The sequence below is a fragment of the Okeania sp. genome (assembly GCF_983059655.1).
Map to the genome: position 1 here is coordinate 1 of NZ_CEZPJD010000368.1, position 7,722 is coordinate 7,722.

At 35.8% G+C, this 7,722-nt stretch carries 11 protein-coding genes; 4 read left to right on the forward strand and 7 right to left on the reverse strand.

Annotated elements, in window-relative coordinates:
• The first annotated feature begins 346 nt into the window (after positions 1 to 346).
• On the forward strand, positions 347 to 1,174 hold the full coding sequence (locus AC3DU7_RS19405; RefSeq protein ID WP_488040953.1) for a S1 family peptidase: 828 nt from the start codon (positions 347 to 349) through the stop codon (positions 1,172 to 1,174).
• An 81-nt stretch (positions 1,175 to 1,255) separates the two neighbouring features.
• Here AC3DU7_RS19405 and AC3DU7_RS19410 read toward each other — a convergent pair whose 3' ends face one another.
• Together AC3DU7_RS19410 and AC3DU7_RS19415 are read right to left on the reverse strand one after the other, a co-directional pair.
• Positions 1,256 to 1,648, reverse strand: a complete 393-nt coding sequence (locus AC3DU7_RS19410) for a hypothetical protein (RefSeq protein ID WP_488040954.1) — start codon at positions 1,646 to 1,648, stop codon at positions 1,256 to 1,258.
• Positions 1,649 to 2,348: 700 nt separating this feature from the next.
• Positions 2,349 to 2,555 carry a type II toxin-antitoxin system HicB family antitoxin gene (locus tag AC3DU7_RS19415; protein ID WP_488040955.1) on the reverse strand — a complete coding sequence of 69 codons (207 nt, stop codon included), beginning with the start codon at positions 2,553 to 2,555 and terminating at the stop codon, positions 2,349 to 2,351.
• Positions 2,556 to 2,842: 287 nt separating this feature from the next.
• On the opposite strand from AC3DU7_RS19415, the gene AC3DU7_RS19420 reads away from it, so the two are divergent.
• Genes AC3DU7_RS19420 through AC3DU7_RS19430 form a run of 3 tightly spaced genes read left to right on the forward strand, consistent with a single transcriptional unit; the run spans position 2,843 to position 3,453 of the window.
• Positions 2,843 to 3,046 (forward strand): hypothetical protein, encoded by a 204-nt coding sequence (locus tag AC3DU7_RS19420; RefSeq protein WP_488040956.1) that lies wholly within the window; start codon positions 2,843 to 2,845, stop codon positions 3,044 to 3,046.
• Entirely contained in the window at positions 3,043 to 3,288 is a 246-nt protein-coding gene (locus AC3DU7_RS19425) for a PIN domain-containing protein (protein WP_488040957.1), read from the forward strand. The genes AC3DU7_RS19420 and AC3DU7_RS19425 overlap by 4 nt, the downstream gene beginning before the upstream one ends.
• Complete coding sequence (locus AC3DU7_RS19430; protein ID WP_488040958.1) at positions 3,289 to 3,453, forward strand: PIN domain-containing protein; 165 nt, start codon at positions 3,289 to 3,291, stop codon at positions 3,451 to 3,453.
• A 265-nt stretch (positions 3,454 to 3,718) separates the two neighbouring features.
• Here AC3DU7_RS19430 and AC3DU7_RS19435 read toward each other — a convergent pair whose 3' ends face one another.
• The 5 genes from AC3DU7_RS19435 to ahcY all read right to left on the reverse strand — a co-directional run bounded on the left by AC3DU7_RS19435 (position 3,719) and on the right by ahcY (position 7,429).
• The gene (locus AC3DU7_RS19435; RefSeq protein ID WP_488040959.1) at positions 3,719 to 3,955 is read right to left on the reverse strand and encodes a UPF0175 family protein; all 237 of its coding nucleotides are present in this window, start codon (positions 3,953 to 3,955) and stop codon (positions 3,719 to 3,721) included.
• 19 nt (positions 3,956 to 3,974) lie between these two features.
• Positions 3,975 to 4,130, reverse strand: a complete 156-nt coding sequence (locus AC3DU7_RS19440; protein WP_488040960.1) for a toxin-antitoxin system, antitoxin component, Xre family protein — start codon at positions 4,128 to 4,130, stop codon at positions 3,975 to 3,977.
• Between the two features lie 447 nt (positions 4,131 to 4,577).
• A complete protein-coding gene (locus AC3DU7_RS19445) occupies positions 4,578 to 4,793 on the reverse strand; it encodes a UPF0175 family protein (RefSeq protein WP_488040961.1) in 216 nt (71 codons plus the stop codon).
• Positions 4,794 to 5,327: 534 nt separating this feature from the next.
• Positions 5,328 to 5,954, reverse strand: coding sequence for an exopolysaccharide biosynthesis protein (locus AC3DU7_RS19450; protein WP_488040962.1), 627 nt, complete (start codon positions 5,952 to 5,954; stop codon positions 5,328 to 5,330).
• A gap of 197 nt (positions 5,955 to 6,151) precedes the next feature.
• Entirely contained in the window at positions 6,152 to 7,429 is a 1,278-nt protein-coding gene (gene ahcY, locus AC3DU7_RS19455; RefSeq protein WP_488040963.1) for an adenosylhomocysteinase, read from the reverse strand.
• Between the last annotated feature and the right edge of the window lie 293 nt (positions 7,430 to 7,722).

Sequence of the window (7,722 nt, forward strand, 5' to 3'; positions counted from 1 at the left end):
GCAGGAAATGATTAAAGCTGGTTTGAAAAATGTGGGAACTTCTTATAAGGAGACTAGGAAGAGAGGTAGTATTGCTTGATGAATTTAGAATTTAGAATTCAGAATTTAGAATTTAGGAGAAATTTTCTTGATTTGCTGGAAGATTAATTTTGAGCGATCGCTCCTTGACAACTAGAAAAAGTTGTTTTATTTTAATAGTAGATAAGTATTGTGGGAAAATAGTGGCTCTTTTTTTATAGCAATGACCTTTTCAATTTCCTCTATAGGAAGGGAAAGCCCATAATTTAATTTGTAGGTAATAATAAAGAAAAATTAGACTCTAACACTTCTGAACCCTGAATCATAGATGAAATCTCTACCCCGCATCCTTGGTCTAGCTTTCCTAGCACTAATCCTGACACTAACTCTGGCAAATTGTTCTTTATTCTCATTGCCAGAAAAAGGTAGTATTGCCTCACCAGAAAAAGGTGATATTGCGTCTAGACTAGAGCCTAGTCTTGTCAAGCTATCATATAGAAATCAATCCAGAACTGGAACTGGTTTTTTTGTGTCTGGAGAAACAGGAGTTTGTACCATACTGACGGCAGCTCATGTTGTCAAAGAAGAGGGCGAAAGATTATTACTGGCTACCAAAAATGAGGTCTGGCCAGTTGCGAATGTTAAAATATTTCCCAGTGATATAGATTTAGCTTTAGTCACTTTTCGACCAGAGGGAGGAAAATGTAATTATCCGTCGCTGAAAATAGGTAATTCTGGCAATCTGAATATAGATACTCCTATTTATATTTTGAGTTTTCCTGCTTGGGGTGGGGAATCGGGACGGAATTTTGTTCCCGGTTCTCTTTCAGTTAATAGTAGACTGGAGCAGCGCTACTTGGTTTCTTATGATGATTTGACCACAGATGGAATGGGTGGAGCGCCTGTTGTGGATGTTCGGGGTGAGCTTGTAGCAGTGTATGGAATGAGTGATGTGGAAATTGAGGACAGAGGTAGTGGTATACCTATTAATCTATTTAAGAAGTATCTAGGAAGCGAAGAAAAACTCAATAAACCTATGCAAGAGTCGCCACCGCCGAAGGCGAACGCGAAGAGGGGGGAGGATTATGAGAGTGGGAGACGCCGGACGCCAGAGGAGGGGTGTTTTGGGTTTTGTTTACACGGACCAATACCATGAGTGCTGCATGAGTACTACTTGTAGAGTATAACATCTAAGGGTCTCAGCCGTCAATATAAATAAAGTTAGCAGAAGCAAATTTTAGGGTTTTTCTACGTTTGGATTTTGAGGATTTTTCGTTTGATTTTTGATACCTGACACCGCCATCGCCAGCCGAGTAGTATCAGTTTTTGATAATCCATTTATCTGCGACACATCACCAAAAAATTGCATTGCTACCTCTGGGTCATAACAATTTGCCAAGACAAACTGCCTCGCCACCTCCACCACTTCAGTTGAAGGAGCTTCCCACAACCCCCAAGGAAGTCGCATTTGCCCAGGAGAAATTTTATTCTTCCCCTTCCTTTTCACCACCTTCGGCAAAAACCCACTACCCCACCGACTACCCTTTTCCGGTTTTGGTCGGGGTTTGTAGTTTTTGCAAAACCCCCTATAGTTTTTAGCACAGTCGTCTAGAGTTTTTCCCAGAGACAAAAAAGCAGGATGCCATTTCAGTTATCAGTTATCAGTTTTTCTCCCAAAGTTGAATCAAATATATTGAGCGTTCGATATAAATATCCCACAATTAAAATTAGTCACAGCAAAAATTTAACTTCTAACTTCTGACTTTTGACTTGTGACTTTTGACTTCAAGGCGAGCGATCGCTAAATTTAAACCTTCCTCAAAAATAGGTCAACCAATATTTCCTTACCTAACTTCTGTTGAATCAAATATATCGAGGGTTCGATATAAATATCCCACAATTAAAATTAGTCACAGCAAAAATTTAACTTCTAACTTCTGACTTCTGACTTTTGACTTCTGACTTCAAGGCAGGCGATCGCTAAATTTAAAGCTTTCTCAAAAATAGGTCAACCAATATTTCCTTACCTCACTTCTGTTGAATCAAATATATCGAACGCTCGATATAAATATCCCACTATCCAAATTAGTCACAGCAAAAATTTAACTTCTAACTTCTGACTTCTGACTTTTGACTTCTGACTTCAAGGCAGGCGATCGCTAAATTTAAAGCTTTCTCAAAAATAGGTCAACCAATATTTCCTTACCTCACTTCTGTTGAATCAAATATATCGAACGCTCGATATAAATATCCCACTATCCAAATTAGTCACAGTAAAAACTTAACTTCTAACTTCTGACTTTTGACTTCAATATCGCTCTCTGTACAAATTAGATTTTCTGTAAATTCTGTAGCTGTGGCAGAGGTTTCCCCATTTCCTCATAAATGTAAACTAAATCTGCCAAAACTTCCTTTGCATTTTCCAGTGCTTCCTCATAAGATTCACCGTGAGTTTGAGCATACTTCCCCCATTCAGGCAAACTAGCAATATAGGTTTTATCCTGTTCAGACCATTGAATTAAAATGCTATATTTCATTAGACATCTCCAGAGATGAATTTAGAATTTAGAATTTAGAATTCAGAATTTAGGAGAAATTTTCTTGATAAGAGTGAAAATCCTGCTTTTTGCAAGATTTGTTTTAATTCTCTAACCTTTTTGGGCATTTTTCCAGATAAAAATATTTCTAGAGTTCAATGTTAATATAAATAACATTAAATTATCAATCAAAATATCAAGAATATAGGAGGTAAAAATTGAATTGGGAAATACACGAAGCACAACAAAATTTATCAGACCTGAAATAACCAACCCAAAAACCACAAATGATTTATGAACAAGAAAAACTTGTAGCTGCTATTATCGATGCCCAAACATTTCAGGAGTTTTTAGCATGGCAAAAACAACATCAAAAACCTTCCTTAGCTGATACCTTCGGGGAGTTACGGAGTTTGTGTTCTCAAGCAGACTATGTACTAGAAATTCCCACTCGTCAAAATAGACCAAACCCCTTTATTGATAATCTTTGAATATATTTCTACTTGATACTAATATTATTAGCGAATTAGCACGAGCAAAACCTAATCCAAATGTATTAAATTGGGCAGCAGAAGTAACAGAAATATCTGTTAGTGTCGTCACAGTTGAAGAAATATCCTACGGCTTAAATTGGAAACCAAACTCTCAAATTCAAGAATGGTTTGAGATATTTTTTGAATCTAAATGTCAGATTTTTCCAGTTACTAAAAAAATCGCCAAATTATCTGGTTAATTGAGAGGTAGATTCCAATCTCAAGGTCAGACACGCTCTCAAGCAGATATGATAATTGCTGCTACTGCTCAAGTTCATCAACTAACTTTAGTCACCCGCAATACACGAGATTTTGAAGGTTGTGGAATTTTACTCCTCAATCCTTTTGAGTATAAGCAACATTAAATTATCAATCAAAATATTAACAATATATATGTCAATTACAATTAACCTAACTCCAGAATTAGAAGCACGACTCCGGGAAAAAGCAACTCAACAGGGACAAAATATTTCCCTAGTTGTCAGCGAATTACTTGCCAGAGTTTTAGACTAGGAAACTGCCGATACTGAAGAAGCTATTAAAGGTATTCAGCAAGGATTAGATAATTTTGAAAATGGTCGATTTCGTTCTTTTTATGAGTTTGCTGAAGCACAACGTTAGATTCAGTTATCAGTTATCAGCTTTTGATAGTTGAGTAATTACTTCTTCTCGTAATTCTTCAGGAGAATAATTAAAAATAGGGATTTTATATTGTCCCAAAACTTCCATAAAAACTGACTTAGAATATCCTGCTAATTTGGCTGCTTTTCCTAAAGAAATTTTATTAATTTCATACAATTTTGTTGCTAAGAATAACTTCGCCTCATTTTCCAAAATTCCCATAGGAAGTTCACAAACTAAATTCATAATTGCTCCTTTTCACTTATCAGTTATCAGTATCAGCATCTTCGGGATTATCCCAAATTTTTTCAAAAGCTGTTTCAGAGAGCTGAGTAATAGAATGAGTCAAACTTTGCTGTTGCTGTTGCTGAGACAAAAAATCCACAAAATCTATTATTGCCGAAACTTTATCTGGAGGCAAACTCCGAATTTTGGCAATTAGTATTTTTTCCGACTCAGTGTAAGTATTTGTCTGTGTGATTATTTATATCTATATACTATGTACTTTGTTTTTTGGCGTTGGTGAAAAGTTGAGTTATGAGGATGGGAGGTGAGTTTTGTTAATTATTGAAGCGATAAATTAGGTGCTTCGATCTAAATGAGGTGATAATTAGGACACTAGATATAGAGTATATATGAGCACACCTTTCCCACTATACAAATAGTACCACAAATAAATTTTAAATCAACCCTTTGCTGAAATTTTTTTCTGGCAAATATTCATCGGAGCGATCGCCTTTTTTCAGTTATCAGTTGTTAGTAGGAATATTGGTTGTATTGTTAATATTGAAACAGCAAGACATTAGTATCAAAAGCTGTTAAAGAATATTGAATCTCTATCAGAAATTCCTAAACGTTGTCCTTTCAATCATTTACTTATTTCTTCCCGTAGTTCTTGAGGAAAATAATTAAAAATAGGGACTTTATATTGTCCCAAAACTTCTATAAAAGCTGACTTAGAATATCCTGCTAATTTGGCTGCTTTTCCTAAAGAAATTTTATTAATTTCATACAATTTTATTGCTAAGAATAACTTCGCCTCATTTTCCGAAATTCCCATAGGAAGTTCACAAACTAAATTCATAATTGCTCCTTTTCAGTTATCAGTTATCAGTTATCAGCATTATCATTTTCGGGATTATCCTAAATTTTATCAAAGGCTGTTTCAGATAGTTTAGTAGTAGAGTGAGTCAAACTTTACTGTTGCTGTTGCTGAGACAAAAAATCCACAAAATCTATTATTTCCGAAACTTTATCTGGAGGTAAACTCCGAATTTTGGGAATAAACCAAACCAAGATTGAAATCCTTGGCTAATAGCTTAAGTCATCTAAAGATGACTAAATTATCTATATCGTCTTTTTTTTTCAGCAGGATGAAGTTATGAAGCGATAATTGGGATACTGGACATAGAGTATATATGAGTGCATCTTTCCCACTATACAAATAGTAACACAAATAAATTTTAAATCAACCCTTTGCTGAAATTTTTTTCTGGCAAATATTCATCGGAGTGATCGAACGGGAGCGATCAAACGGGCAAGATGCCCATTCCACAAGACTAATAAATTTAACTTTTAACTTTTAACTTTTGACTTTTGACTTTTGACTTTTAACACCCTAACTTCCAGTCAAATAATTTTTAATCAATTCAATTCCAGCCTTGACGCCCTCATAACCAAAACGCAGAATTAGACCACTTAAAATCGCTCCCATTAGACAAACAACCAACCCAACCAAACTAATAAAACCATCATCATCCAACAACCCAAAACCAGTCACAAAAATCCCGATCGCTGGTAAAGTATTAGTGCCTGGAATTGGAATCATCATCGAAATAGCCATCAGAGCGATCGCGCAACCAATAATAATTCTACCTACAAAACTTGTGCAAATATAACTCAACCTGGGACGAGATATCAATTCAATTTTCTGTAACCAGGGAATAGCTTTTTTCAAAATCCCTTGTACTTTATCCAGAGATATTGAATGATTTAACCACCTTTTAGGCAACCAGGGAGTTGTTGAACCAATTATTAATTGAAATGCTAATAAAAGTAATAAAAATCCAAAGGGAATAGAGTAACCAGGAGCAGGTACAGGTAAAGCAGAAGGTATAGACAAGATCGCGAATAAAAAGCCAAAAATTCTCTCTCCTGCTAAATCAATAATATCTCCCAAAGTTACTTGAGAAACACACTTTTCGTCAAAAAAATATCGTTGTAATTCTACAGATAATTTAGCCACAGATTTATATTATTTGAAGTTAAATATTGAATTAAGTTAAAAGTACAATGGAATTATACAAATATAAAAAACCCAGATAAAATTATGGATGTTTTACCAAGATTTTACCGGGGTTTTTCAAAGCAAAATAAAACTAAAAATTATTATCAGGAATAGTAATTTAGATTAAACTAGACTCTTATTCCTTAAAAAATAAATTAGGTACCAACAGTCCAGGAATTCATATACTCGATTTGTTCTGGAGTCAAAGTATCAATACCAATACCCATTGCTTGTAATTTCAAACGAGCAATTTCCTTATCAACTTCCACAGGAATAGAATGTAAACCTGGTTCTAACTTACCTTTATTTGTAACTAAATATTCACAAGCTAATGCTTGGTTAGCAAAACTCATATCCATAACTGCACTAGGATGACCTTCAGCAGCAGCTAAGTTAATTAAGCGACCTTCACCTAATACAATTACAGACTTACCATTCTTGAGTGTATACTGTTGAGTGAAAGGTCTAACTGTCTTGACATCAGCAGCATTTTTACCCAAAGTTTCCAAGTCAATTTCAATATCAAAGTGACCAGAGTTACAAACGATCGCTCCATCTTTCATCGCATCAAAATGTTCGCCACGGATAACGTGCTTATTACCAGTAACAGTGATGAATAGATCGCCTAGAGAAGCAGCTTCTTCCATTGGCATCACGCGGAAACCATCCATTACTGCTTCAATAGCGCGAACTGGATCGATTTCAGTTACAATTACATTTGCACCTAGACCTCTAGCACGGAGAGCTGCACCTTTACCGCACCAACCATAGCCTACAACTACAGTATTTTTACCAGCTAATAAAATATTGGTAGCACGGATGATACCATCTAGAGTAGATTGACCTGTACCGTAACGGTTATCAAAGAAGTGCTTAGTATCAGCATCATTAACGTTCATAGCAGGGAAAGTCAACACCCCATCATTGAACATTGCTTTTAGACGAACAATACCCGTAGTAGTTTCTTCTGTAGTACCAATGAGGTCAGAAAGTTGCTCTTGTCTATTTTTTACTAGAGTTGCGACAACATCACTACCATCATCAATAATAATGTTAGGTCTGTGGTCTAAAGCTATTTCAACGTGACGCAGATAAGTTTTTTCATCCTCTCCTTTCATAGCATATACAGAAATACCATGATCTACTACGAGACTAGCAGCTACATCATCTTGAGTAGATAAAGGGTTACTTGCAATTAATACAGCATCAGCACCAGCATTTTTGAGAGCGATCGCTAAATGAGCAGTTTCAGTTGTCACGTGACAGCAAGCTGCTAATTTAATTCCGCTTAATGGCTTTTCTTTGGCAAAGCGTTCTTGAATCTGACGTAAAACAGGCATTTCTCTACCTGCCCACTCAATTCTTTGTTTTCCTAGAGGGGCTAGGGACTGGTCTTTTACTTCGTGCTTAATTTGGACTGGTGTTGCAACCATTCAGTTACTTCCTTAAAATTTTATTCTTTGTCAGTATAGCTAATCTTACAAAAGTCGATCAAGAGTGTTAATACGACAAAATTTATTTTGACATTCATACCAATATGTGTTATGCAGTTTCTTTTCTTCAAGCGATCGGGACTAAAGAATGCTCCGCAAACGAGGGTATCTCAAAAAAAATCTACTGATCGCTGTTTGCGTAGTATTCCGCAGGAAAAGCTGATTGCTAACTGCTAACTGCTTCTTTATAGCGCTTTTCACATGGATAGACTACAGTTAGTATGGGCAACCCA